The organism is Citrobacter sp. TBCS-15 (assembly GCF_005280815.1).
Lineage (GTDB): Bacteria > Pseudomonadota > Gammaproteobacteria > Enterobacterales > Enterobacteriaceae > Citrobacter > Citrobacter werkmanii.
The window spans coordinates 689,223-714,977 of sequence record NZ_SZWK01000101.1; the positions used below are offsets into that span (position 1 = coordinate 689,223).

The 25,755-nt window shown below is 47.9% G+C and carries 20 protein-coding genes; 12 read left to right on the forward strand and 8 right to left on the reverse strand.

Annotated features, from left to right (window positions below; genetic code table 11):
- The first annotated feature begins 1 nt into the window (after nucleotide 1).
- Genes FDW96_RS06360 through FDW96_RS06380 form a run of 5 tightly spaced genes read left to right on the forward strand, consistent with a single transcriptional unit; the run spans nucleotide 2 to nucleotide 5,160 of the window.
- Nucleotides 2-991, forward strand: a complete 990-nt coding sequence (locus FDW96_RS06360; protein ID WP_042313193.1) for a glycosyltransferase family 2 protein — start codon at nucleotides 2-4, stop codon at nucleotides 989-991.
- Between the two features lie 14 nt (nucleotides 992-1,005).
- Nucleotides 1,006-2,217, forward strand: coding sequence for a glycosyltransferase family 4 protein (locus FDW96_RS06365; RefSeq protein WP_042313195.1), 1,212 nt, complete (start codon nucleotides 1,006-1,008; stop codon nucleotides 2,215-2,217).
- A 1-nt stretch (nucleotide 2,218) separates the two neighbouring features.
- The gene (locus tag FDW96_RS06370) at nucleotides 2,219-3,328 is read left to right on the forward strand and encodes a glycosyltransferase family 4 protein (protein ID WP_079226115.1); all 1,110 of its coding nucleotides are present in this window, start codon (nucleotides 2,219-2,221) and stop codon (nucleotides 3,326-3,328) included.
- A 2-nt stretch (nucleotides 3,329-3,330) separates the two neighbouring features.
- A complete protein-coding gene (locus FDW96_RS06375) occupies nucleotides 3,331-3,738 on the forward strand; it encodes a membrane protein (RefSeq protein WP_042313200.1) in 408 nt (135 codons plus the stop codon).
- 30 nt (nucleotides 3,739-3,768) lie between these two features.
- Entirely contained in the window at nucleotides 3,769-5,160 is a 1,392-nt protein-coding gene (locus FDW96_RS06380; RefSeq protein WP_137365369.1) for a DUF4832 domain-containing protein, read from the forward strand.
- Between the two features lie 46 nt (nucleotides 5,161-5,206).
- Here FDW96_RS06380 and galE read toward each other — a convergent pair whose 3' ends face one another.
- The 6 genes from galE to melR all read right to left on the reverse strand — a co-directional run bounded on the left by galE (nucleotide 5,207) and on the right by melR (nucleotide 12,105).
- Nucleotides 5,207-6,223 (reverse strand): UDP-glucose 4-epimerase GalE, encoded by a 1,017-nt coding sequence (gene galE, locus FDW96_RS06385; RefSeq protein ID WP_137365370.1) that lies wholly within the window; start codon nucleotides 6,221-6,223, stop codon nucleotides 5,207-5,209.
- A gap of 63 nt (nucleotides 6,224-6,286) precedes the next feature.
- Nucleotides 6,287-7,225 (reverse strand): hypothetical protein, encoded by a 939-nt coding sequence (locus FDW96_RS06390; RefSeq protein WP_137365371.1) that lies wholly within the window; start codon nucleotides 7,223-7,225, stop codon nucleotides 6,287-6,289.
- A gap of 220 nt (nucleotides 7,226-7,445) precedes the next feature.
- Nucleotides 7,446-8,081, reverse strand: coding sequence for a carbonic anhydrase (locus tag FDW96_RS06395; protein ID WP_038632863.1), 636 nt, complete (start codon nucleotides 8,079-8,081; stop codon nucleotides 7,446-7,448).
- A 154-nt stretch (nucleotides 8,082-8,235) separates the two neighbouring features.
- On the reverse strand, nucleotides 8,236-9,408 hold the full coding sequence (locus FDW96_RS06400) for a MalY/PatB family protein (RefSeq protein ID WP_061382302.1): 1,173 nt from the start codon (nucleotides 9,406-9,408) through the stop codon (nucleotides 8,236-8,238).
- Between the two features lie 107 nt (nucleotides 9,409-9,515).
- Nucleotides 9,516-10,976, reverse strand: a complete 1,461-nt coding sequence (gene nhaC / locus FDW96_RS06405) for a Na+/H+ antiporter NhaC (RefSeq protein ID WP_137365372.1) — start codon at nucleotides 10,974-10,976, stop codon at nucleotides 9,516-9,518.
- A gap of 190 nt (nucleotides 10,977-11,166) precedes the next feature.
- Nucleotides 11,167-12,105 carry a transcriptional regulator MelR gene (gene melR, locus FDW96_RS06410; RefSeq protein ID WP_042313217.1) on the reverse strand — a complete coding sequence of 313 codons (939 nt, stop codon included), beginning with the start codon at nucleotides 12,103-12,105 and terminating at the stop codon, nucleotides 11,167-11,169.
- 311 nt (nucleotides 12,106-12,416) lie between these two features.
- On the opposite strand from melR, the gene FDW96_RS06415 reads away from it, so the two are divergent.
- Nucleotides 12,417-12,911 carry an anti-virulence regulator CigR family protein gene (locus FDW96_RS06415; protein ID WP_061382301.1) on the forward strand — a complete coding sequence of 165 codons (495 nt, stop codon included), beginning with the start codon at nucleotides 12,417-12,419 and terminating at the stop codon, nucleotides 12,909-12,911.
- Nucleotides 12,912-12,991: 80 nt separating this feature from the next.
- Here FDW96_RS06415 and FDW96_RS06420 read toward each other — a convergent pair whose 3' ends face one another.
- Complete coding sequence (locus FDW96_RS06420) at nucleotides 12,992-14,740, reverse strand: sigma-54-dependent Fis family transcriptional regulator (protein WP_061382300.1); 1,749 nt, start codon at nucleotides 14,738-14,740, stop codon at nucleotides 12,992-12,994.
- A 380-nt stretch (nucleotides 14,741-15,120) separates the two neighbouring features.
- Between FDW96_RS06420 and dpaL the strand changes: the two genes are divergently transcribed.
- From dpaL to FDW96_RS06450, 6 genes are all read left to right on the forward strand, one after another.
- Entirely contained in the window at nucleotides 15,121-16,335 is a 1,215-nt protein-coding gene (gene dpaL, locus FDW96_RS06425) for a diaminopropionate ammonia-lyase (RefSeq protein ID WP_079226211.1), read from the forward strand.
- A 32-nt stretch (nucleotides 16,336-16,367) separates the two neighbouring features.
- Nucleotides 16,368-17,552, forward strand: a complete 1,185-nt coding sequence (locus FDW96_RS06430) for a YgeY family selenium metabolism-linked hydrolase (RefSeq protein ID WP_137365373.1) — start codon at nucleotides 16,368-16,370, stop codon at nucleotides 17,550-17,552.
- Between the two features lie 68 nt (nucleotides 17,553-17,620).
- Complete coding sequence (locus FDW96_RS06435; protein ID WP_079226121.1) at nucleotides 17,621-19,213, forward strand: amidohydrolase family protein; 1,593 nt, start codon at nucleotides 17,621-17,623, stop codon at nucleotides 19,211-19,213.
- A 78-nt stretch (nucleotides 19,214-19,291) separates the two neighbouring features.
- Nucleotides 19,292-20,578, forward strand: a complete 1,287-nt coding sequence (locus FDW96_RS06440) for an MFS transporter (protein ID WP_042313230.1) — start codon at nucleotides 19,292-19,294, stop codon at nucleotides 20,576-20,578.
- Between the two features lie 420 nt (nucleotides 20,579-20,998).
- Complete coding sequence (evgA, locus tag FDW96_RS06445; RefSeq protein WP_042313232.1) at nucleotides 20,999-21,613, forward strand: acid-sensing system DNA-binding response regulator EvgA; 615 nt, start codon at nucleotides 20,999-21,001, stop codon at nucleotides 21,611-21,613.
- A 4-nt stretch (nucleotides 21,614-21,617) separates the two neighbouring features.
- Nucleotides 21,618-24,860, forward strand: coding sequence for a response regulator (locus FDW96_RS06450; RefSeq protein WP_137365374.1), 3,243 nt, complete (start codon nucleotides 21,618-21,620; stop codon nucleotides 24,858-24,860).
- Between the two features lie 76 nt (nucleotides 24,861-24,936).
- Here the strand turns inward: FDW96_RS06450 and FDW96_RS06455 are convergent, their stop codons facing one another.
- Entirely contained in the window at nucleotides 24,937-25,566 is a 630-nt protein-coding gene (locus FDW96_RS06455; protein ID WP_061382295.1) for a YfdX family protein, read from the reverse strand.
- Nucleotides 25,567-25,755 lie beyond the last annotated feature (189 nt).

A 25,755-nucleotide genomic window follows, 5' to 3' on the forward strand; every position in this document is an offset into this window, starting at 1 on the left:
TATGGACAATAAACCGTTTATTTCAGTGAGTATCAAAACGCTCAATGAATCTGAATGTATTGAGAAAACAATTGATAGTATCCGTAAACAGCTTGTTGATTATCCACATAAAATTATTGTGGCAGATAGTCTGTCAACGGATAACACCCAGCAGTTGGCGATCGATAAAGGGGTGACTGTGGTGTCATTAACCGATCCAGGCGATCGCTGCTGTGGTGTCGGACATCAGTTGGGTTACCTTTATAGTGAAGGGGAATATCTGTTGCTGATGGACGGCGACATGGAGTTGGAAGAAGGATTTGTGGATCAGGCTGTCGCGTTTTTGCAGGCGGAACCGGAATACGCTGGCGTAGCGGGAACCGTCGAAATGGACGATGCCGTTAACTATGAATTTAAATCGCGTAAGCAACGCATTAATAAAATCTATCCCGTAGGGGATAGCGACCATTTAGGCGGCGGGGGGCTATATCGCCGCTCCGCCATTGAGAAAATTGGTTATCTCACCAACCGTAATCTGCATGCTTATGAAGAAGCTGAACTCGGCCTGCGGTTACTTGACGCGGGTTATAAATTACGTCGTCTGAATATTCCGTATTTTATTCATACTTCGCATACCATGCCGACCTTTCAGATGCTGAAGCATCGCTGGAAAAGCGGATACTATCAGGCTCCGGGCGAATTTTTACGTTGCGCCTGGGGAAAGCCTTATTTCATTAAAGCGTTAAAAATGGTTAAAAACGAGGCGATTTTTGCTGTTTACCTGGTTGCCTTGTTCATTGCGGCGGTGACCTTTAATCTCGAAATTTTCGATATCGCATTTCTGCCATTGCTTGCCTTTGTGATACTGAAAACTGTACAGAATCGGTCGTTACTGAATGGCCTGCAAAGCGTGATGAACTTAGCTGTGCTTTCCGCGGGACTTGTTAAAGGGTTAACACATCCGCTACGCGATCCGTTGACTCCGCCTGACAGTAAAATCATTCATGAATAACTAAGGCAGACGCCATGAAAGTTTTATTAGTAAATAAGTTTTTTTTCATCAAAGGCGGCGCGGAAACGGTTTATTTTCAAGAGCGCGATATGCTGAAACAGGCCGGAGTGCAGGTGATTGATTTCTCGATGCAGCATGAGAAAAATTTCCCTTCGGACTATGCGGATTATTTTGTCAGCAATGTGGACTACCACCAGGAAAGTAATTTGTTGGGTGGGCTCAAAACGGCGGTTAACTTTATTCATAATTCGCAGGCCTGCAAAAAGATGCTGGCGTTATTGCAAAAAGAGCGCCCGGATATCGTTCATTTTCATAATATCTATCACCAATTAACGCCGGCGCTGATAAAAGTTGCGCGCAATTTTGGCTGCAAAACGGTACTGACTGCGCATGACTATAAGATTGTCTGCCCTACGTATTCCATGTTGCGCGACGGCAAAGTGTGTGACTCCTGTATCACCGGCACGGTTTTTAATGCTTTCAGGTATCGTTGCCAGGAAGGTTCCGCCTCAAAAAGCTTATTGCTCTCTCTGGAGGCAACCTGGCAATACATTGCGCAAAATTACCAGGCGCTGGATGTGATCGTTTCGCCGAGCGTTTTTTTACGCGGGGTGCTGCTGCGTACGCTGCCGAAGTCGCGCATTGATGTGATCGTCAATGGCGTAGATGACAGTCGTCCTCTGGATGAGGCAAGCGATGAAGGCTATATGCTGTTCTTTGGTCGCCTGAGCCGTGAAAAAGGGGTGGCAACGCTGTTGGCGGCACATGAGAAAATGCAGAACAAAGCGCCGTTGAAAATTGTGGGCCACGGCCCGCTACATGACGAGTTAGTCGCCAAATACCCGGATGTTGAATTTTTAGGTTATGTGCAGCAAGGGGAAGCCCTTGATAAGCTTATTAAGCATGCACGGGCGGTAATCCTTCCTTCTGAATGTTATGAAAACTGTTCCATGGCGATATTAGAGGCGATGTCCCTGGGCAAGCCGGTGATTGGATCGCGCATTGGCGGGATCCCGGAACAAATTCGTGACGGTAGCGAAGGGATTTTATTCGAGCCGGGCAACGTGCAAGCGTTGGCGAATGCGATGGATACGCTGGCCGACTCGCCAGAGAAAGCACGGGTTATGGGGTTACATGGTCGGGCGCGATTAAGTGAAAAATATGCGCTAAGCAAACATATGGACACCTTGCTGGCGCTGTATAAAGAACTGCTGAGCAGGCCCTAGTATGAAAAAAATAACGGTTTTTGGCACACGAGGTATTCCGGATGTGTTGGGCGGCGTGGAGACTCACTGCCAGAATCTTTATCCTGCTATTAAGCAGCAGCTCGATGTTGATATTTGTGTTATCGCTCGCTCACCGTATGTAAATTACAAACGGTCAACGTATAAGAAAGTCGAAACCTATGCGCTGTGGGCGCCCAAAAAACGCTCGCTGGAAGCGATTGTGCATTCCGTTTTAGCGGCATTGAGGACAGTTTTCGACCATTCGGATATTGTGCATGTGCATGCTATCGGACCGGGCCTTGTGATTCCATTATTACGCGTCCTGGGCAAAAAGGTCGTTTTTACCCACCATGGGCCTGACTACGATCGTCAGAAATGGGGATTCATTGCCAAAAAAATACTGTTGCTGGGTGAGCGCTGGGCGGTGAGATACGCCCACGAGGTGATTGTGATTTCTGAGGTGATTAATCAACTGATCCAGAAAAAACATGGTCGCTATGACGCGCATTTAATTCACAACGGCGTGAATGAGCCGCGGTTGTTATCTGAGCTGACTATCGAAAATACGCTCTCCCGCTTTGGGCTACAGCCGAAAAATTATCTTGTGGTGGTTGGACGATTTGTAGAAGAAAAAGGGATGCATGACGCCATCGCCGCTTATCAACATAGCGGTTTGACCCTGCCGCTGGTGTTAATTGGCGATGCAGATCATCCGACCGAATACAGCATTCGCCTCAAAAAGCTGGCCGCCGACACGCCTGGTGTGGTGATGACCGGATTTTTACGCGGTGATGAACTGCAGGCGGTATTTTCACAGGCGAAACTGTTTGTGATGCCTTCATATCACGAAGGTCTACCTATTGCGCTGCTGGAAGCGATGTCCTTTTCTCTTCCCGCTGTGGTCAGTGATATTCCGGCTAACCTTGAAGTTCAGTTACCTGTCGCAGCCTATTTTAAGGTCGGGGACGTGAACAGTCTGGCCGGGAAATTAACCCAGTGGGTGACAGCCAATCGTGTGGACTATCGTGTATATTTGCAAAACTATAATTGGCATGAAATCGCCAAAAAGACAGTCAACGTCTACCACTCAATTGATAAAGATATAGGTTAATTTTGACCAGTCCTCAAAATCGTCCCCCCGTCATCGAACGGTTCTATGCTCACCTTGATGAGCAAATAGCGGAGGAGTTGACCCCGGAACAAAAAGCAGGGGTGGAAAACGCGATCCTGGCCTCGACATTGGCTGCACGGCATCAGATTGATATTCGCCGGAGTTTTCCTTTTTTCAGTAAACGTTTTTATCTGGTTTTTTTGTTTGGCAGAGATTTACGCCGCCAGCATCGCCAGGAATCGACCTTGTCGCGGATCTTGCTCACTTTTTTGCTGTTGATCGCCGTGCTGTTCGTCACCTGCTGCATATTGCTGACGCTGTATATGATCAAATCAGCGCTAGGTATTGATGTATTCCAAAATTTTCACGTCGGTATTTGGGACTGGTGGTTAAACCTGAAAAAACACTAGTGTTATTAAACCTACGGGGGCGTTACTGCGATGAAGTGTCAATGGGTTTCTGCGCTGTTGGGTATGTTCCTTCCGCTGTCGGTGATGGCCGCATTAACGACCGTAACCCCCAAAGCATTGACCGGGCCGTTGACCAACCCGGGGATTGGCGTTGCCAGTTTTCATCAGGGATACGGTGAAACGCTGAGCCTGGCGGATTATCCCAATACCGGGTTCGAGTATGAGCGATTTTATTGGCGAGATTTGGAACCTGTTGAAGGGCAGTACAATTTTGCGCTGGTGGATGATGCCTTTAGATACGCTGCGGCGCACCGTCCCGCGATGAATGTCGGGCTACGATTTATGGCGCTTGCCGACCCGGCGGATGGCACTAAAATTCCCGACTGGCTGATTAAAAAAGGCGTAAAAGGAACCTGGACGTCTGATAATAAGACGTTTGTACCGGATTTAGATGACCCACTGTTTATCGAATACAGCCAGCGTCTGCTCAACACATTGGGTCAGCGCTACGATGGTAATGAGAATCTCGCTTTTGTTGATATCGGCATGGTGGGTTCGTGGGGCGAGTGGCATAACAGCAACTTCCCCGATCTGAAGCCACTCCTGGAGCGATACACCACCGGACAGTTGGATCGCTACGTTGCGATGCACTTTTCTGCCTTTCCCAAAACGCCCAAAATTATGCTGATAAGCGGTGGGCAAAGCCTGGCAAATGCGGTGGCGCGTGGGGCCGGGTGGCGAGCGGACTGTTGGGGTGACCTGCGCGTGTTTTCAGACGCCTGGAATCATATGCAAGATGATTACCCGCAGCGATTACTGGCAGCGCAGCAAAGTTATGCAGGGTTTAACGATGCCTGGAAACGCGCGCCAGTGAGTCTGGAAATCTGTTCGTATATGCAGGACTGGAAGAATTCTTTTCATTATACGCGCGCCGAAGTGCAGGGGATTTTTGACTGGGCGTTCAAACAGCATGCCAGTACTATCAACCTGAAATCGAGAGCGATACCCAGCGATTATCGACCGATTGTCGATGATGCGCTGACCAAACTGGGCTATCGATTTCGCTTAGCATCCCTGAGCCATGAGGCCGTGTGGAGCGGTGGACAAACGCTGACGTTGAACAGTACCTGGTATAACGATGGCGTGGCACCGATCTACCTGCCCTATACGCTGGCATTTCGTGCGGTAGACAGTGCCAATAAGGTGGTGGCGCAGGGTAATGCGGCGGATGATATACGACGTTGGCTCCCAGGAATTCATCAGGTCAGTTATGCGCTGCCTATGCCAGGTCGACTGGAGAAAGGGCAATATGCGATTGAGGTTGCGATGCTGGATAAATCCGGTGCGGCGAGAATTAACTTTGCCAATGAAGGGAAGCAGAGCAGCGGCTGGTATCGTGTATCAACCATAACGTCACGCTAGCCCGGTAAAGCAACGAGCCTGGTGACCAGGCTCGTTGCTGAGAACATCACAGGTTATAACCATTCGGGTTATTTTTTTGCCAGTTCCACGTGTCGCGCATCATGTCATCAAGGCTATAAATAGCCTGCCAGCCTAACTCTTTTCGCGCCAGAGAAGGGTCTGACCAACACTCGGCAATGTCCCCAGGTCTTCTGGCGACAAACTGATAATTAATTTTTGTTTGCGCTGCTTTTTCAAACGCCTCAATAAGGTTAAGCACGGAATACCCGACTCCGGTACCGAGATTAATCACTTTGTAGGCAGCGCCTTTGTTCTGGCAATCCAACGCGGCTAAGTGGCCGGTCGCCAGGTCCATAACGTGTATGTAATCACGAACGCCGGTACCGTCGGAGGTTGGATAGTCATTGCCGTATACCGACACGGTTTCAAGTTTACCAATTGCGACCTGGGAGATATACGGGACCAGATTATTAGGAACACCGTTAGGATCTTCGCCAATTCGACCCGATGGATGGGCACCGGCCGGGTTAAAATAGCGCAGGCAGGTGATGCGAAAATCGGGCTGTGCGCGTGAAAAATCTGCCAGAATCTGTTCGACCATTAATTTAGACGTGCCGTACGGATTGGTCGTACCGCCCGTGCGTGATTGCTCGCTTAGCGGCACGCTTTCCGGATTACCGTATACTGTGGCCGATGAGCTAAAAATAAAACGATTAACGCCTGCCGCCAGCATCTCATCCAGTAATACCAGCGTACCAGTGACGTTGTTTTCATAGTAGGCGAGGGGTTCTTTTATCGACTCTGAAACCGATTTGAGTCCCGCAAAATGGATGACATCAGTGATGTTATGGCGGGTGAAAATGTTTTTTAATGCCTGCCGATTCTGAACGTCGGCGATATAGACAGTCGGTTCCCTGCCGGTGAGTTCCGCGACTCTGTCCAGCGAGACTCGAGAAGAGTTCGACAGATTATCAACGACAACGACATCATCGCCTCTTTCCAGTAGTGTTAAAACAGTATGTGAACCAATATAACCTGCGCCACCAGTGACAAAAATTGCCATACAGACTCCAGATTTATGCTATCAAAACGGGTTTTGATTCACGCCACTACCATAGAAAACTTGCTATTGGTGAAGTCTGGTAAGGTTGTAGTTACGATATCTCACCATACATTTGTAAGATATTTTTTTAAGTATAGATAAAAAACTGAACTTGTTTATTTTAGTGTCATAAACAATATAATTATTTGAGAAGTTTAGTGTATGGACACCATCACTGTGGTTGATCGATGAATTGATTTTCTCGATCAGGCTTTCATCAAATACAGTATTGCTTAATGTGACTAATTCTTTGATGTAGATGGATTTTCCGTAGGTTTCAGGCGTGCATTCTTGGGTGAGGAAGTACATTTTGTTATCGACAAGGTAGGGCGCACCTGCTCCCCGATGGTGATGGTTGCTCACCTTCAATGAGGGGGCAATCCGCTGCCACTGCCCATAGATATTCTCAGCAGAGTGAATAATAATTTCATTATCCATTGTGGTGGATAAAAGATAACAGGTTTCATTAATTGTGAGAAACACATTATCTGTTACTTCAGTATCCGATATTAAGACTTTGATTTTCTTCCAGCGTACCGGGAACTCTACCGACTGAAACAGTATGACTTCTTTTCTTTCTGAAGACTCGGGGATCATGAATAGCTGATCGTTGATATGAATCAGGAAAGGGAATGACAAATGACACTTTAAGTCGTCAAAGCCCTCAAGTTTAACATCATCGATTTCAGTCAGTTCACGATCCAGAACACGGCATCTTAGCGTACCTTTCGAGTTTCGAAAGCTAAAAGCTTCATAAAAAACATACAGTTTATCGGCCTTTTCAATAATAAAAGGGTCGGCCTGAAACGTATATTTCTTTTTTAACTGCTGGGCAGCAGTTTTACTCAGTATTTCCAGAGTATTATCAGGGAATAAGTGTGAGCCATGATCTTTCAGAATCATGATGTCCCATGACTCATGATAGAATAACATTTTTATCATTCGTTTTATTTTCGCTAGCATTTGCGCATACTCCTTGTTATCGCCTGCAACTTGAAAAAATGCCTATAGGGACAGCCGTTTTGCAGGTCACTACATGTCATTTGCCGCAATGTTGAATGAATGCGCGATGACTGATGTAGAAATATCTACGCCTATCTTAAAAACTAGTTGCAGATGTTTTTTTGTCGGTAGCACAAAAGTAGGAAAAAATGTCCAGAGCATCCTTGCTCCAGTGGAGGGGTTACTCGAAATGCACCTGCGGGTTGTCAGCAAGGGAAACGTAGGTTTTGCTGTTTTTATCCAGGGTACGAATTTCACCACTTTCGATGTCATACACCCAGCCATGCAGACGCAGCGCATTATTTCGCAGTCCAACAGCTACTGAAGGATGCGTTTTAATATTGTTCAACTGCGCAATAACGTTCTCTTCCACCATGGCGTTAACTTTATCGATGGGGTTATCCCAGGTTTTTTTCTCAACCACGGCTTTGGCGGCATCGGCATAGTGCAGCCAGTGAGCCACTGCGGGCATCGGATCCAGAGGCTGGCTATCAGCAATGGCTTTCATCGCGCCACAGTTGGAATGACCACAGATGACGATATCCGTCACGCCAAGTGCAACTACCGCATATTCAATAGTGGCGGAGACACCACCAGGTTCGGGACCGAAAGACGGTACGATATTGCCGGCGTTGCGAATAACGAAAAGCTGCCCCGGCTCTTGCTGGGTCACCAGTTCCGGCACCAGACGGCTATCGGAACAGGAAATGAAAAGCGCTTTTGGATTCTGGCTGGATGCCAGGCTGCGAAAGAGTTCCTTACGTTGAGGGAAAATCTCTTTTTGGAAGTTGAGGAAGCCCTCAATGATATGTTGCATAGCAGTGTCTCTTTTTTCTGTTTGAACAGGTTATGATGAAGATCACACTTTCCAGTTTAACACCAGCCGACAGAAGGGAAAGACTTTATAGCAGTTTTGCAACATTTCTGGCTAATTTTGCCCCACCATGGCAGGGCAAGTATCGTGATGTACGCTACGCGTTTTGCCGTTTCTGGTAGGCCGCTTTTAGGCGGCTCATGGCTTCTACCAGGACAGAACGCGGACAGCCCACGTTGAGTCTCATGTGACCCTCTCCGCCAGGACCATATTGTGCGCCTGGCGACAGACCAAGCTTCGCTTCATGCACAAAAAAATCGCTTAGTTGTGCATCGTTGAGACCCATTTTTTCCGCATTCAGAAACAGAAGATAAGATGCGCCGCCATATACGACAGATATCAAGGGACAGTGCTTTTCAATGTCGCGTTTAACAAACGCGACATTGTCAGCCAGATAGGCCAGTAGTTTCTGGTGCCAGTCGCCACAATGAGTAAACGCGCTGTAAATGGCCGCTTGCTGTAATGAATGCGTCTCGGCAAGGTAGCAGTTATCAAGAAAGTGATAGAACTGATGGCGTAACTCATCGTTTTTAATAATGGCTATTCCGCCCTGGAGTGCTGCCGTATTGAAGGTTTTACTGATTGAGGTCAGTACAATTGATTTGCTGCCTGACGTTTCATTGAGCGTAAAAAATGGCAAATGGCGCTTACCTGGCAGGGTTAAATCGCTATGCACTTCATCAGACAGAATGATGACGCCAGCCTGCTGGCAATAATGGCTAACTTGTTCCAGCGTTTCCCGCGACCACACCATTCCCCCCGGATTATGCGGTGACGGGAAAAGAAACATTTTGCACTGCTTGAGCTTCTCGCTGAAATCATGCCAGTCAAATTCATAATACCCGTCTTTTTCAATAAGGCGCGTTTGGATTAAATTCCTGCCGCTGGTTTTCACCAGGTTAGGGTAGGGATCATATATTGGCGTACAGGTCAATATATTATCGCCTGGTCGGGTAAGCGCCATTAAAGAAAGTACGATGGTTTTTATAACCCCAGGAATAAAATGCAACCAGTGCGGCCTGACGTCGGCATCATACTGTTGTGCATACCAATGGATCACGGATTCTTTCCATTGCGGATAATCCAGGTTATATCCTTGTACAGGCTGCGCGACTACTGAACGCAGCGTGTTCATTACAGGTTCCGGCGTCACAAAATCCATATCTGCAATCCATAATGGCAATACATCGGTGGTGCCGTACATTTGTTGTAATTGACCGTATTTTCGGCAATTAGCATCCCTTATGACAATTTCATCAAACAAAGACATTGCTGACTCCTGGAAAGCCTCTGAAAAATAGGTTTAGCAACGCAAACAGCGAAGAATATCTATTTTATTGATATATTAAATTTACCCCGGTTATAGCTGTTATTAGCCTATGATTTTTGCTCAACCATATTTTCAGCAGCTTCATTTGGCTCATATTTCGCAATGCCAATACCCGTTGCCGCCCACAGCAAGGCAAAGATGACGCCGCTATAACACAGAATTGCCCATGGTAAATAATCAAGCGTTGCCACGCCCAGCATCGTGGCGCAATAAACGCCTGAAGCAGACCAGGGAATAATCGGCTCAACCACAGTTCCGGCATCTTCGGTGGTTCGTGAAAGATTTTTTGCTGCCAACCCCCGTTTTTTATACTCATCTTTAAAGGCGTCGCCACACAGCAGCAGTGGCAGAGTCCCGTTTGCCGTACAGGCACAGATGGTGAAGGTCGTAACAATCGTGGTGGCCACCAGGCGGAATGTGGATTGAACCCTTTTGGTCAGCGCGTTAATTACGGTGTGTAAAGAGCCTGTCGCGCTCATTGCACCGGCAAAACTGAAGGCGCTGAAGACGGTGACAAAACTGCTGAACATAGATATTGCGCCACCTCTTTCCAGCAAGCGGGAGACATCGGAGGACAGTGCGGGCAGGTTATCCCCGGTAAGCATCGCGAGTTTAAAACCGCTGACTACGGATTCGCCAACGGACGAAGCGGTGAATTGCTGAAAGACTAATGCCAGAATCATCGACACTATCGTAGACAAAAAGAGCATCGGAATTGGTGGCCTTTTTGACAGTGAGCCATATAAAACGATGATCGGCGGTAATAACAACAGAATGTTAAAATGATAAATCTGGCCGATAGCGTTCATTAAGCTGGTGATATTTTCAGGAGCACTGGATGAGGCATCAATACCCATACCCATATAGCTATAAATAATGCAGCAAATTATAAACCCCGGGCCGGTGGTCCACAGCAGATGACCGATATGCGAGTACAGATTTACACCGGCAGCCAGTGCCGCCATGTTGGTTGAATCAGAAACCGGTGAGAGCTTATCACCAAACCAGCAGCCTGAGACAATGGCGCCTGCGGCAATAGGCAGCGAAACATTAAGACCAATTGCCACGCCAATCATGGCTATCCCCACGGTCCCGATAGAGCCCCAGGAAGTACCGGTACAAACTGAGATCAGCGCACCCAGCATAAATGCTGAAATATAGAAATACTGCGGGTTAATCCATTTTAAACCATAATAAATCATCATCGGGATAGTGCCTGACACCATCCATGCGCCAATTAAGAAACCGATACTGGCGACAATTAATATGACTGGCAGCGCTTCAGATATTTTATTGCAAATAGCTTGTAGAATATCATCCCACGTGTAGCCATGAGCGACGGCGATAAATGAGGCGGTTGCTGTGCCCATCAGGATCATGGGTTCGGCACGAATATTGAATATAAAATATCCGATGCTAATCCCGCCCAGCATGACTATCATAGGTAAAACTGACCAACAGAAAGACAATTTCTTTCTGTTGTTGGAGGTGCAGCTATTTAATTGCATAATTCCATCCCAATCATTAATGGTTGAACACGTCAAATAACTACCCGCTACAGGTTACTCAGTATTGAGCAACATAGTTGCCAGAGCTCGGCTGAACTCTATTTTATTAACTGTGTCAGGTTATCTATTATGACCTGCAGTTATGGTATTTCTTTTTTGTAGTAGGATAAGAGAAAATTTGGCGAATGAATTACCCCTCGGCATAAGGTGAGTGATTTCGTCGTTGTTGGCTCAGTTTGCGATACTGCTGCGGTGGCATGCCGACATATTTATGGAACGAGCTATAAAAGCGGCTACTGGAGCGAAAACCAGCAATCGTGGCGATATCCAAAATTGTTTTATCCGTATCGCTGAGTAACGCTCGCACATGGTTGATACGCATCGCCGTAATGTACTGTTTCATCGTCAGTTGCATCACCCGGTGAAAAATACCCATCGCATAATTGGGATTGAGCTTAACGTGCTCGGCAATGGCATCGACCGTGAGCTGTTTGTCGCAGTTAGCGGCGATAAACTCCAACATTTGGCTGACGTAAAACTGTGAATGCCGTGAAATACTGTTTTTCTGCGTCCGTGGTGTTTTATTACCCAGCACTGGCCGCCAACCTGAGAGGCTAAAACGCTTGAGCATCAAGGCGATTTCATCGATAGCTAACTGGCGAATCTGCTCGTTGTCGCTGCTAAGTTCACTTTGCCAGCGCTGTACTTCAAAAGCGCTCAGTTGCTGCGAGGCAAGCGAAGTAACCACCATCCCGTGCGTCACGTGGTTGATCAAATCCCTGTCCAGCGGCCAGGATAAAAACAAATGCATCGGCAAATTGAAGATAGCCATTTGTTTACAATGCCCGGCATCGATGAGCTGATGGGGAGTACAGGCCCAGAACAAGGTGATAAAACCCTGTTTGCTTTTCACCACTTCGTCGTTAAAAAGGTACTCCACATCACCATCGAACGGTACATTCACCTCAACCTGACCATGCCAGTGGCTGTAGGTCATGGCCAGCGGCGCCCGCAGTTCGACGTCCATACGCTGATACTCTGAATAGAGCGCCAACGGACTTCTCGTCTTTTTTTCATAGCTGCGGCACATATGTGGGTCGAGTGGCAGCTGCGGGGTACTTTTTGCCATTATGGAGGGTTCCTGGATAGTGAATCTGACCATGGTGTAGCGTCAAAGCATGAACATAGCTTAACCGAAAAAAAGCGCCGTTTTCTCTCCATTTTCGCCAAATTATTCCCAAAAACTCAGATCCTGTGCCTCTCGCTTGCCAATCTGAGTTATCGGGAGTGGTGAGCTTTAATCACAAAAATACGTATTCGGAGGTGTTCGCTTTGCAAAATGTCATCGCTTTTTTTGCCAATAAATCGGAGTTATAGCGATAGCCAGTCATCATGGAATACCTTACATTTTTATATGTATCCACACCTCAAGGAATCATCATGTCCAGACTCCGTACTTTAGCAACGGCTTTAGTCGCCGTTGCCGCGATGACGATGTGCGCCACCCCTGTATTCGCTAACCCCGGTAACGGCAATGGTAATAGTGGCAACCATGGTAATAGCGGAAACAAGGGTAATAGTGGTAACAGCCAGAAAGGAAACGCTGGCCAAAAAAATAATTCACATACAGAACAGCGTAAAAATTATGGCAAGCCGGATCATGTGGATAGTGACATCAGCTATAACGTGGCCAGGCAGTATGCTGTCAGATACGGTTTGACGGGGTATAAATCACTGCCGCCAGGCATTGCCAAAAATCTGGCGCGAGGAAAACCGCTTCCTCCGGGGATCGCTAAAAAAAGTGTCCCACCCTCTATGTTGAATCAACTGCCGTATTACCCTGGCTATGAATGGCAGGTCGTTGGCGACAATTTGGTGTTGATTGCACTGAGCACGGCGATTGTCACTGCTGTTATTAATGGTGTGTTTGATTAAGTCGCCACGGAATTAATTGGCTTTGTTGTTCCTGCCGAAAGCCCGCGTTACGCGGGCTTTTACGTTAAGTAAGATGGGGTTCATAACCCGTATAGCTTTATTTTTCGATAAAGCGTGGCAATGCTGATCCCCAGTTCAGTCGCTGCCTGTTTTTTTCCCTCCACGCTTGCGCCAAATCGCTGGATGACATTTTCAATGGCCTCCCTTTCCGCTTGCTTTCCCTTATTAGCAAGCTGCTGAGGCTGGGCTGTCATCGACGTTTTTCTGCCGTCAGCTGCGGTGAGCAGGTAAGGAGGCAGATGGCTGGCGTTGATCCCAGCGGCTTCCCCGCGCATCACGAAAATATATTCGATGACGTTACGTAATTCACGAATGTTGCCAGGCCAGTGCCAGGCATAGAGGCGGTTGATGACGTCATCGGGGAGTTTTTGCGACGGTCGCTGATAACTGACCGAAAACTCATCGGCAAAATATTGCGCGAGAACGGCAATATCTGCTCGTCGTTCGCGTAGAGAGGGAAGAACCAACGGGACCACGTTCAGGCGATAGAAAAGATCTTCGCGAAACTGATTATTCTCCACCATGGCGTTAATATTTTTGTTGGTCGCGGCAATAATTCGTACATCAATATTGATGGTGTTGTTAGACCCGACGCGAGTGATCGCCTTTTCCTGCAGAACCCTGAGCAGCTTAGCCTGCAGATGAAGCGGCATATCGCCGATCTCATCCAGAAACAGACTGCCGCCGTTGGCCAGCTCAAATTTTCCCACTCGGCCTTTGGGGTCGGCCCCGCTGAATGCGCCGCGCACATAGCCAAACAGTTCGCTTTCCAACAACTGTTCGGGAATGGCTGCACAGTTGATTGTTACGAAGGGTGCGGCTTTACGGGGGCTGCTCTGGTGAATGGCAAATGCCACGACCTCTTTTCCTGAGCCACTTTCGCCGGTAATGAGCACACTGGCATAGCTGTTGGCGATTTTACCGATGGTGCTTCTGAGCTGTTCCATCAAGGGGGAGTGACCAATCAACCGCACCTGGGTGTCGGCCTCATAAGGCGATGGAAGTAGGGTACTCAGGTAGTCGTGCGCGTCACGAAAGATAATCATGGTCAAGCGATCGTTATCCAAAGACGAGAGCGAAATTTGCTTGCACAGCACATGGTATTTCTGACCTTCGAGCGTCAGCCAGGCTTCCTCATCGCCATACAAACTGTCCCCGGTTGTTTCAATGGTCAACGGTAATCCCTGAACCTCGCGATTGAGAATGCGATCGGCTGAATGGTTGGCATGCCAGACAAGACCATGACCATCGATTGCCACGACGCCGCGGTCCATGGCGTCGATCAGACGGCGAAAAGCGCCCAGCGTTTCCTGCGCGCGTAAACGTTCCAGACATTCAAAAACCTTACTGGAAATCATCACGGCTATTTGCTCAATGAAAGTAACAAATTTCTCAATCTGGCTCAGGAGGGTGTCTCGCTGCGCCTGGGTTGAGCAAATAATCCCGATCACCCCAATGACACGATTGTTGAGAAAAATTGGTGCGTTCAAATCCAGCATTTCAGAACAATAGTGGTGTTTTTCACATAACTGACACAGCGGATGTTCGCCAGGATTTTTGATCAGTACCGTTTCCCGCACCTGCAAAACGTGGCGGTAGATATAGCCATTTTTTGCCACGTTTTCATTGAGCATATGCCGGTATTTACCGGTGCCAGCGATACGCATTAAAGATTCATCAATGATCTCAACATCCGTTCCGGTGATGCCAGAAATAGCATCGGCATAATTGCATATATCATCCTGAATATTGCTGAGTACTGAAATCATGCTACTTCTCCGGCGTGTGTCGCATTTATCATGAAAAGTGATAAATAGGCGAACTAATCCCAAAATGATTTGCGAAAAATCAATCTACTGCTCTGTTTTAGTATGTTTTTTTTATTTTATCTTCCGCGATCACACTATTTATCAATTATGAGAATTTATCAAAATGAAACGATAAACTAACACGATGATATTTTTGGCTGCAAATCTTATTCTCTGTCTATTTAATTGAAATTTAAGCATTTATTAAATTATTTATAAGATTTTACTCAATTAATAAAAAGCTGGTAAGCATTTTGCTCTATTGGCATTACCGATAGCGGAAATATCTCTGTATGACATCAATTGCAGGGAATGGATTACCAGCACAATGAGGTTTTATGATGCAGGAAAACTTATCATTTTTTATCAACCAGACACCGTTTACCGAACATCCGAACGCGCCGTTGGCGCCGTTTAGCCGCCAGGAGTTGGTCAAAGCGTTGAATTTTCATCGGTCTGTTCCGGGATATTCCCCAACGCCGTTGTATACGCTGCCGGCACTTTCACAAAAACTGGGCGTAAAAAATATCTACCTCAAAGATGAGTCTCAACGTTTTGGCCTGAAAGCCTTTAAAGCGCTGGGCGGTTCCTATGCGATGGCGTGCCATATCGCTGAATTAATCGGTAAAGATATCAGCGAATTACCGTTTGATGTGATGACTAGCGAAGAGGTGCGCCGCGATCTGCAAACCGTCACGTTTGCTACCACCACCGATGGCAATCACGGTCGCGGCGTTGCCTGGATGGCACGACAGCTGAAGCAAAATGCCGTGGTTTACATGCCAAAAGGCTCTTCGCAGCAACGTCTGGCGTCTATCCGTAACGAAGGCGCTACCGCTGAAATCGTCGATATGAACTATGACGATGCGGTTCGCATGACCGCAGAACAGGCGGAAAAGCATGGCTGGATTGTGGTGCAGGATACCGCCTGGGAAGGGTATGAAAAAATCCCGCAGTGGATTATGCAGGGCTACGGCACGCTGATGCTGGAGGCGATCGACCAGCTGCATCAGGTTGCGCCGACGCATATTTTTGTTCAGGCAGGTGTTGGCTCGTTTGCCGGCATGGTTCAGGGAATGGTGACAGCGGCATGGGGAGAAAATCGCCCGAAAGTGATCGTCGCCGAGGCGTTAATTGCCGATTGTCTCTACCGCTCAGCCCGATCGAAAGAGGGTGATGCCATAGCGGTGGGTGGAGATTTGCAAACCGTGATGGCTGGTCTCGCCTGCGGTGAGGCAAATAGCATCGGCTGGAAACTGTTGCGTGATTATGCCACTGCATTTGCCTCCTGCCCGGATGAGGTTGCGGCGCTTGGCATGCGCATGTTGGGTAATCCGCTGGCAGGCGATCCGCAGATCGTTTCCGGTGAGTCCGGGGCGGTGACGACCGGCCTGCTGTCACTGCTGATGACCTCGCCTGAACTGGCGCAAACGCGTGCGCAACTGGGACTGGATGAGCATTCCCGCGTGTTGTTGATAAGTACTGAGGGTGACACTGACCCACAACAGTATCTGGATATTGTCTGGGGCGGTCAGTACCCGGGCATCAACAAATAATTTCCTGATTGAGAATAAGAACGGAGAAACCCATGTTATCTGCAAACCGTATTGAAGAAGTGATTAAAAACTGTCAGGCGTTAATCCAACAAAAAAGTTATTCCGGTCAGGAAGGGGAAGTGGTTAATGCCATAAAAACAATGATGCAGCATTACCAGTTCGATGACATCCACGTTGATAAGTACGGCAACATTGTTGGCGGTATCGTGGGTAATCAGCCTGGGAAAACGCTGGTTCTTGATGGGCATATCGATACCGTGCCGGTGAATGAAGAGAAGTGGACCCGCAACCCGTACGGCGGTGATATCGAAGATGGCAAGATTTATGGTCGCGGTACAACAGACATGAAAGGCGCCGTGGCGGCAATGATCTCCGCCGTGGGTTTTTTCGGTCAGGACAATCAGCGCAATTTCGCCGGGAAAATCTACGTTGCCTGCATCGTGCATGAAGAGTGCTTTGAAGGTATTGCCGCTCGCCTGGTCAGCGAGCGCTATAAGCCAGACTACGTAATCATCGGTGAAGCTTCCGAGCTAAACCTGAAAATTGGCCAGCGTGGCCGTGCTGAAATTGTGGTTGAAACGTTTGGTAAACCTGCGCACTCCGCCAACCCGCAGGCAGGGATTAACGCGGTGTATAAAATGGCGCAATTGATCGACAAAATTCGCACCATTACCCCGCCAACGCACCCGGTACTCGGGCCTGGCATTCTCGAACTGACCGACATTAAATCTTCGCCGTACCCGGGGGCCTCGGTCGTGCCGGATTACTGCCGCGCAACCTACGATCGCCGTTTGCTGGTGGGCGAAACCAAAGAAAGCGTGATTGCCCCGCTGGAAAATGTCCTTGCAGAATTCATCGCGCAGGATCCGCAATTTAAGGCCCGTGTCTCCTACGCGGTGGGTCAGGAGTCTTGTTATACAGGTGCCACTATTGAGGGAGAGCGCTTCTTCCCGGGCTGGGTGTATGACGAGTCGGACGAATTCGTGCAAGCCGCTCTGGCTGGCGTCCGCGAGGCCGGGTTTAATCCGGGCATCACGCAATACTCATTTTGCACCAACGGTAGCCACTATGCGGGCGAAGCGGGAATTAAAACTATCGGCTTCGGACCTTCGCGTGAAAATCTGGCGCACACCATTGATGAGTATATCGAGATCGATCAGTTAACCGGTTCGGCCAGCGGCTATTACAGCATCATCCAGACACTCTATCGCCAATAAAAAGAACGATAAAAATCCTCTTACCTTACAGGCGGTGCCGCGCAGCGCCGCCGCAATGGAGAATAACGATGAAAACCATTTTCAAAAACGGAAATGTGATCGATGGGACGGGCAGTGAAGGCAGAATTGCCGATGTGGTCGTTGATGAAGGACGTATTGTCGCAATCGGTCAAATAGACGTTGGCGTCAATGAACAGGTTATTGATGCCACGGGAAAAATTATTTGTCCCGGCTTTATTGATACCCATACGCACTCTGACCTGTCGGCGATTATTAACCCCGCGCTGTCGGCAAAAATTCGTCAGGGAATTACCACTGAATTGCTGGGGCAGGATGGCGTCGCGTTAGCGCCGTTGCCGGAAGAATATATTCCAGCGTGGCGTAAAAATATCGCCGGCCTTGACGGCGATACCGACAAAATAGACTGGAAATATAAAAATACGGACGGTTATCTCAATCTGCTGGCATCTCGACATCCGGCGACAAACCTTGCCTATTTAGTTCCGCATGGCAACGTGCGCATGGAGGCTATGGGGCTGGATGGACGGCCTTCCACCCGTGAAGATGTGGCGAAGATGTGCGAAGTCCTTGAGCGGGAATTAAAAGCGGGAGCGTTTGGTCTTTCCACCGGGCTTATCTATATGCCTTGCGCCTTTGGCGATACTGCCGAAATGATTGAACTGTGCAAGGTCACGGCGAAATATAACGGGATCTTTGTGGTACATCAGCGCAGTGAAGCTGACGATATTATCAACTCAACGCAGGAACTGATTGATATCGCCAAAGCCACTGGCGTCTGGCTACATATTTCACATATGAAGGTTTGCGGAAAGAAAAACTGGGGGCTGATCGACCAGATGCTGGGGATGCTGGAGCAGGCGCAGGAAGAGGGGATCCGCATCTCTTTCGACCAGTATCCGTATGTGGCGGGTAGCACGATGCTTGGGGTGATCCTGCCGCCATGGGTCCACTCCGGTGGAACAGACAAATTGCTGGAACGCCTGGCCTCGCCTGAACTGCGCGCCAAAATGATCGAGGATATTCAGCAGGGTATTCCCGGCTGGGATAACTTTATCGATTTTGCCGGTCTGGACCAGATTTTTGTTACCAGCGTGAAAACGGCCAAAAATCAGGATGCCGTTGGTCTGAACCTCGTCCAGTTGGGGGAATTGCGCGGGAAAGACCCCTACAACGCCACCTTCGACCTGCTTTTTGAAGAAGAAAACGCCGTTGGAATGGTCGACTTCTACGGCACTGAAGAGCATGTGATTAAGTTTCTCTGTCGGCCAGAGCAAAACGTTTGTACCGACGGTTTAATGGGGGCCGGAAAACCGCACCCTCGCGTGTTCGGCGCATTCCCACGTGTGCTCGGTAAATACGTACGTGAAGAGGGATGTCTGAGCTGGGAAGCGGCAATTCGCAAAATGACGGGTAAACCTGCTGAGGTGCTGGGCCTGCAGGATCGTGGGCTGCTGAAGGTGGGTTACGCGGCGGATATCGTGATGTTCGATCCGAACACTATCGCTGATAGGGGCACGTTTGTTGAACCTAATCAGTATCCGCAAGGGATTGAAATTGTCATGGTTAATGGGCGCATTGCCTTAATTAATGGCACGGAAAGTTATGCCTGTAGCGGTACGGTTATAAGAAAAGAATATTAATAAATAACGCTAAACACGCATTGATCTATCGCGACTATTTATAGCCGCGGTAGATCACTACACCCTAAGGACATCACAATGAACCTACAAACATCTTTACCTTCAGGTAAACCGAAGACCTGGAAAGCAAGATATACCGTCCTGACATTGATCTGGCTGGCGTGGCTCCTCTCTTTTCTCGACAGAATGGTCATGAGCGTTTCGCTCCCTTATATCGGCAAAGATTTAAATCTGGATACGACCCAACAAGGTTTAATTATTAGCGCCTTTTTTATTGGTTATGCGGCATTTCAAATTCCCGGTGGTTTACTGGCGGATAAGTTTGGCTCACGTAAAATTATGGCCATTGGTATTGCCTGGTGGTCTGTTTTTACCAGCTTAACCGGGGCTGTGCTGACGCTACCGCTGATGCTGGCCGTACGCTTCTTCTTTGGTATCGGCGAAGGGTGCTTCCCGTCGGCCTCATGGAAAATGATTTCGACCTATTTCCCGTCGAAAGAACGCGGACGTGCGACGGCGATTCAATCAACGGTGAACACCTTAGGCCCGGCGCTGGCGGTCGTGGTTGCAGCAAGCATTATCGGGGCTTTTGGCTGGCATATGGTTTTTATCGTGCTGGGTATTCCTGGCCTGTTTATCGCCGCAGGTATCTACTTATTTACGCGTGACAACCCGAAAGATCACCCCGCCATTACGCAGCAGGATCTGGCGGAACTGGCCGTTGACGATCAGGGTGGTCTGCAAAACACCAGCGCTATCGCGTTTAAAGACGTACTCAAAATGCCGGTGCTGTGGCAAATGGCAAGTATCTGGTTTTTGTTTGATATCACCTTCTGGGGTTTTTCAACCTGGTTACCCAGTTACCTGATCACTGTACGTGAGTTTTCTCTGGCCAAGACCGGCGTAATGGCGGCAATTCCGTTCCTGTTTGGTGCAGGAGGGACTTTGTTAGGCGGATACTGTTCAGATAAATTCAAACCGATGCGTAAAACGTTGTACGTCGTAACCTCTGTCATTGCTGCAGGCTTCCTGTATCTGACCTTCAGCGTGAGTAGTGCAGATATGGCGGTGGTTTATCAGTGTATTTCAGCCCTGTTCATGTTCTTCGCTATGGCGACGTTCTGGGGAATTTTGATGGATACCATCCCCAGCAACATTATGGGACGGGCGTCGGGGATCGTTAACTTTGGCGGTCAGATGGCGGGCGTTGTTTCCGCACCTATCATCGGCTGGCTGATCCAAAGCAGTGCAGGAAGCTATAACAGCGCCTTTATCTTTATGATTGCCGCACTGTTATGTTCTGCCGTCGTTACGCTGACCGTGAAAAACTCGCGCGCGGTTGGAGCATTACCCAGTCAGGCTTGATTAATGTCTGTCTCCTGTGGCTCTGCTGTTTCAGGGCCACAGGGATTGACGGGTATTAGCGTTTAAGTACTCGCAATAACTGAATTTCCCGCCAGATGTACAGTTACCACGGCAATTCTATTTCTCTCCTTTTATTAAGAATTAAGCATAATAAATGAAAGACCAGTCCTACATGTGTAGGAATATTCTCTCTATTATGTGTTAATGATTTGATCTACAGAAAGGCTCAAGGTTTAATTCTTGTAAATCTAAATGTTATTTTTATGGTTTATTCATCTTGGTTATGAAAAAATCATAAAATATACACGTGACTATGTTAGAATTTGCGTCCTGGGTCTGGCGCTTATAAATTAATAATATCGAAGACTCACCTGCACTATAGCCATCGCCTCTCTTTATTTATCGGGATTCTTATACGCAATGAACGCGATAATCGTTGATGATCACCCTTTGGCCCGCATTGCCATTCGCAACTTACTCGATACTAATGGTATCACTGTGACCACTGAGCTCGACAGTGGCGAGCAAGTCGTGCAGGTGGTTGAAAAAAACAAACCTGAGCTGCTAATTATCGATGTGGACATTCCTGGCATCAGTGGCATCGAGGTGCTGGAACAATTACGCAAGCGGCACTATGCTGGCGTGATCATTATCATTTCAGCAAAAAATGAATATTTTTATGGTAAACGCAGTGCTGAATACGGTGCCAACGGATTTGTGAGTAAAAAAGAAGGCATGAATAATATTCTTGCCGCTATCGAAGCCGCTAAAAATGGTTATAGTTATTTCCCCTTCTCCCTTGAGCACTTTACTGGCTCATCGGTCAGCGAGCAGGATAAACTTGATACATTATCGACACAGGAAATGAGAGTGTTGCGTTATATCCTTAATGGCATGGATTACAGCACTATTGCCAGTAAAATGAATATCAGTAATAAAACGGTGAGTACCTATAAAAGTCGTTTAATGGAAAAGTTAGATTGTTCTTCATTAATGGAAATTTATGATTACGCGCAAAGAAATAAAATAGGGTAGAGTAATGCTGGAACGCTTATTTATTTTTTTGATGGTCATATTTACCATCGGATTGTCTACGGGTGTGAGTTCAGCGCGTCAGGTTGAGCTAAAAAGCAACTATAATACTGCAGTGCAAAATATCAGTTTAAACAAGGAAGAAACAAACTGGTTGGCGCATAAAAAAACATTAGTGGTTGGCACCTGGTTACCGGAAGTCTCCCCTATTGTCTATCAAAACAGCGGGGAAAATTATCGGGGCGTTAACGCGGACTATCTTGCGCTAATGCAAAAAAGTCTCAAAGTAAAAATTGTTATAAAGCAATATGATAACGAGCAGCAGGCGCTTGCCGCACTCGCCAATAATGATGTTGATACGTTGATAACCCAGCTTTCCCGGCGGCAGGATGTCGGCGGGGATTTACTGCGCACTTCAGCATTACTCACAACGTGGCCGACGCTTGTGACGTCATTAAAAAACACCATGCTACCGCTGACGACGAACCATAAGGTCAGCGTCGCATGTGTGCGGGATTGCCCTTTTCTTAACGTCATCCAGGACGCTTTTCCTGATGCTAAAGTCTCATTTTATGACGACGAGTATCAGGCAATGGCGTCGGTAGTGAACGATGATAACCAATATTATATTGGTAACAATATTACCAGCAGTCATTGTATTTCGCGGTATTTTTCGCAATCCCTGGTTATTACGCATTATTTTGACAAGCAAGAACAATATAATTATTTTGTGGTTAATGAAAATCAACCGCTATTAAGAAATATCCTTGATGGTTTTATTACGTCAATAAGTAATGAAATCCATATGCAGGTGATGCAGAACTGGTTAAATCGCGGTAATCTTGCTTATCTTAATGCGCCCATTCCTTTCAGCCATCAGGAAAAAGAATGGCTGAAGAATAAGCATACCATCCGCATTTTGATCAACCCGGATTACCCGCCCTATACGCTGGTAGATAGCAGCGGCGAATTACGCGGTATTCTTGGCGATTTGCTGAATATTATTCATCTGCAAACGGGTCTTGATTTTGAACCTGTTTTGGCCACGTCCAGAAGTGAACAGACCAAACTCATCAGTGGTGGGCAGTGGGATATGTATCCGACGATCGCCCCGGCTAACCAAAACCAGGACGATTCGGCATTTAGCGATCCGCTGATGAATGTTGCATTCGTGGTTATCACATCGCGCCAGGAAACAGCCGATTCGCTGCTGGAAAAACCGATACGCGTTGCTCTGCCTGCCGGACATATTCTGGAGCGTGGCCTCAAACAACGTTATCCGCAGGTGACATGGGTGAATGCGGATACCGGTAGCGCTGCCATGGCTATGGTCAAGGAGGGCGACGTTGATGCGGCAATCGCGACTGAATTGTCGGCAAAGTTCATTACCGATCATTACTACCAGAATAATATGCACTTCTTCCGGCTTCCTGATATGCCAGGTGCATCGGTGAGTTTTGCTATTTCTTCTCATGAGCCCATGCTGAAGTCTGTCATTGATAAGGCCCTGCAAGCCATACCTCCGCGTGAAATTTTACAGATGACGGAGAAGTGGTCGAAGATTTCCAATACCCAGGTTGATATCTGGAGCCGATATAGCAAACAGTTCTATCAACTGGTGGTATTTGCGCTGGTACTTATTGCGATTAGCCTGATCTGGGGGATATCACTCTCCCGTGAAGTCCGTAAAAGAAAGCAATCGCAGCGGTTACTGGAAGAACAGTTGCATCTCAAAGAGGTCTTATCTCAAGAGCTGGAGAGCGAAAAGAATAAAGCGATTGCCGCTACAAAAGCCAAAAGCCGTTTTCTTGCGAGCATGAGCCATGAGTTACGTACCCCGGTAAGCTCGATCGTTGGTTTTGTGGAATTACTCTCAAGCTCAGAGCTCAGTCCGGCACAACGCAAAGAGGCCATTGCTTTGACCGGGGCGACGGCCCAATCATTGCTGGGTCTGATTGGTAAGATTCTGGACGTTGATAAGATTGAATCCGGAAAATATGAGGTTGTTCCCCAGTGGACCGATCTCTCGCAGCTTATTGAATTGCAGTGCCACTCTTTCGATGCTCTGGCCAGGCAGAAAGGTATATCGCTTGCCTGCGTCAGCCAGTTGCCAGTAAACGAGCGGGTATTTGTCGATCAGCAGGCTTTGCGGCAAATTCTCACCAATCTGGTGGGCAATGCGCTGAAATTTACGGTGCAGGGTAGTATTCATGTTACGGCCCGTCTGGCTCCGGACACAGATAATCACGGCACCCTGACAATCGTCATCAGTGATACCGGTTGCGGCATTAGCGAAGAAGAGCAGGCTGGACTGTTCCATCGTTATGCTCAGGGGCGTTGCGGGCGTCAACAAACGGGGTCAGGCCTGGGGTTATTTATCTGCAAAGAACTGGTAACGCTGATGGGCGGTACGCTGGAGCTGAGGAGTATTCTGTCGCAGGGAACCACGTTCACAATTACGCTTCCGGTTGAAACTGCCCGACAATCGATAGTACCGGATGGAGATACCCCTGGCGCTGTGTTGCCGTTACCGTGTCTGTCGATTCTGATTGCAGACGATAATCCTACTAACCGGCTGCTGCTTAAACGCCAGTTGAATACCATTGGCTATAGCGTGGATGAGGCCTGTGATGGCGAGGAAGCCGAAGCTAAACTGGCCAAAAAATCATACGACCTGTTGATAACCGATGTGAATATGCCGAAGAAAGACGGGTTTGATCTCGCGGCTTCGCTACGTCGTCAACAACCTCACTTGCAAATATGGGGGCTGACGGCCAGTGCGCTCCCGCAGTCACGCGATCGATGTCTGCAAAACGGTATGAATTTGTGTCTGTTTAAGCCGGTGTCAATCCAGACGCTGACGCATGAATTGAGTAAAATCGATACGGGCTATGCGTCTCCTTGTGCAATCCGGCATTTAAAATTCAATGTACTGACTGAAAATACCGGTGGCGATCGCGCATTAATGAACGAGATACTCGAAACATTCCGCGAGGCAACACTGAGTGATTTACAAGCGGCTGAGAAAGCCGTTGCGCAAGATGAGCCGCAGCTGTTTTTACGGGCGCTTCATCGGTTGCATGGTTCGGCGCAAATTCTGGGTATCACCGCGCTTCAGACGCTGTGCGAACCTTTTGAGTCTATGCGACATGACGATCTTCCGCTGGCTGTACGGCAACAGGCATTACAGAAAATTGTTGCTGTCATGCGGGAAATTGAAATTGAGATCGACAGTCTGATGAGCCATTAATCCCCCCTGATCGGGTAGCCGTAGCTGCCCGATCAGGAGAGAAATGTCTTGATTCATCACTCGTTAGTGCAGAGTATTACTGGCCTGCACCCACCATTTCGCTATCAATAACAATGCCTTCTTCAGCACCTTTTAACACAAGGTTAGCCTCATAAAATTTACCCGTGGACAGCAGTTTTTGGGCGCTGGCAACGGCTTTACGCGTCTGATTCAAAGGCATCAGGTATTGGGTCTGAAGCACGCTGATCCCTGCCAGTTGTAAGGTATCCACTGCACCTTTCCAGTCACCTTTGGCCATTTTGCCGTTCGCGGTTTTGATAGCAGATTCTTTTTCCGGCGTAGCAATATAGTCTTCTGATAATGCGATTGTAGCGTTAATAATTACGTACTGATCGTCAATCATCTTCGCCTTAGGCGCTGCTTTGACAAATTTTGCCCAGTCGCTGCTGTCGCCTGCCAGCAGGGAAGCGGCGTCATTGGTTAATTTTTTTGCGCTGTCAGGTTGTCCGTGAAACAGAGCCAGGCGAGCAAGTTGAATATCACGCATCGCATTGGCGCCTTGTACGGCGACCTGCATAATATCGGCTGCTTCTTTTTGTACATTTGCTGTGGCTGTTTGTGCCGCAGTGGTGGTAGTGGCAGAAGCCATTACTGGGGCTGAACCCATCATAGTTGCAAGCAGACCTGCAAGAATAATCTTTTTCATTACGTTCTCCTGAATAAAGTTGGTATTGTTCACCAAACGCAATAATCATATTAAATAAGTTTAAAGAGCGGAATCAGAGCCAGGATATAATAATGAGCGTTTAATCCTACAGGTGTCAGACGTCTGACATGTGTAGGATTAAACGGATAACGACATTCCTTTCTTCTTATATACGCATCCTTAGCAGAA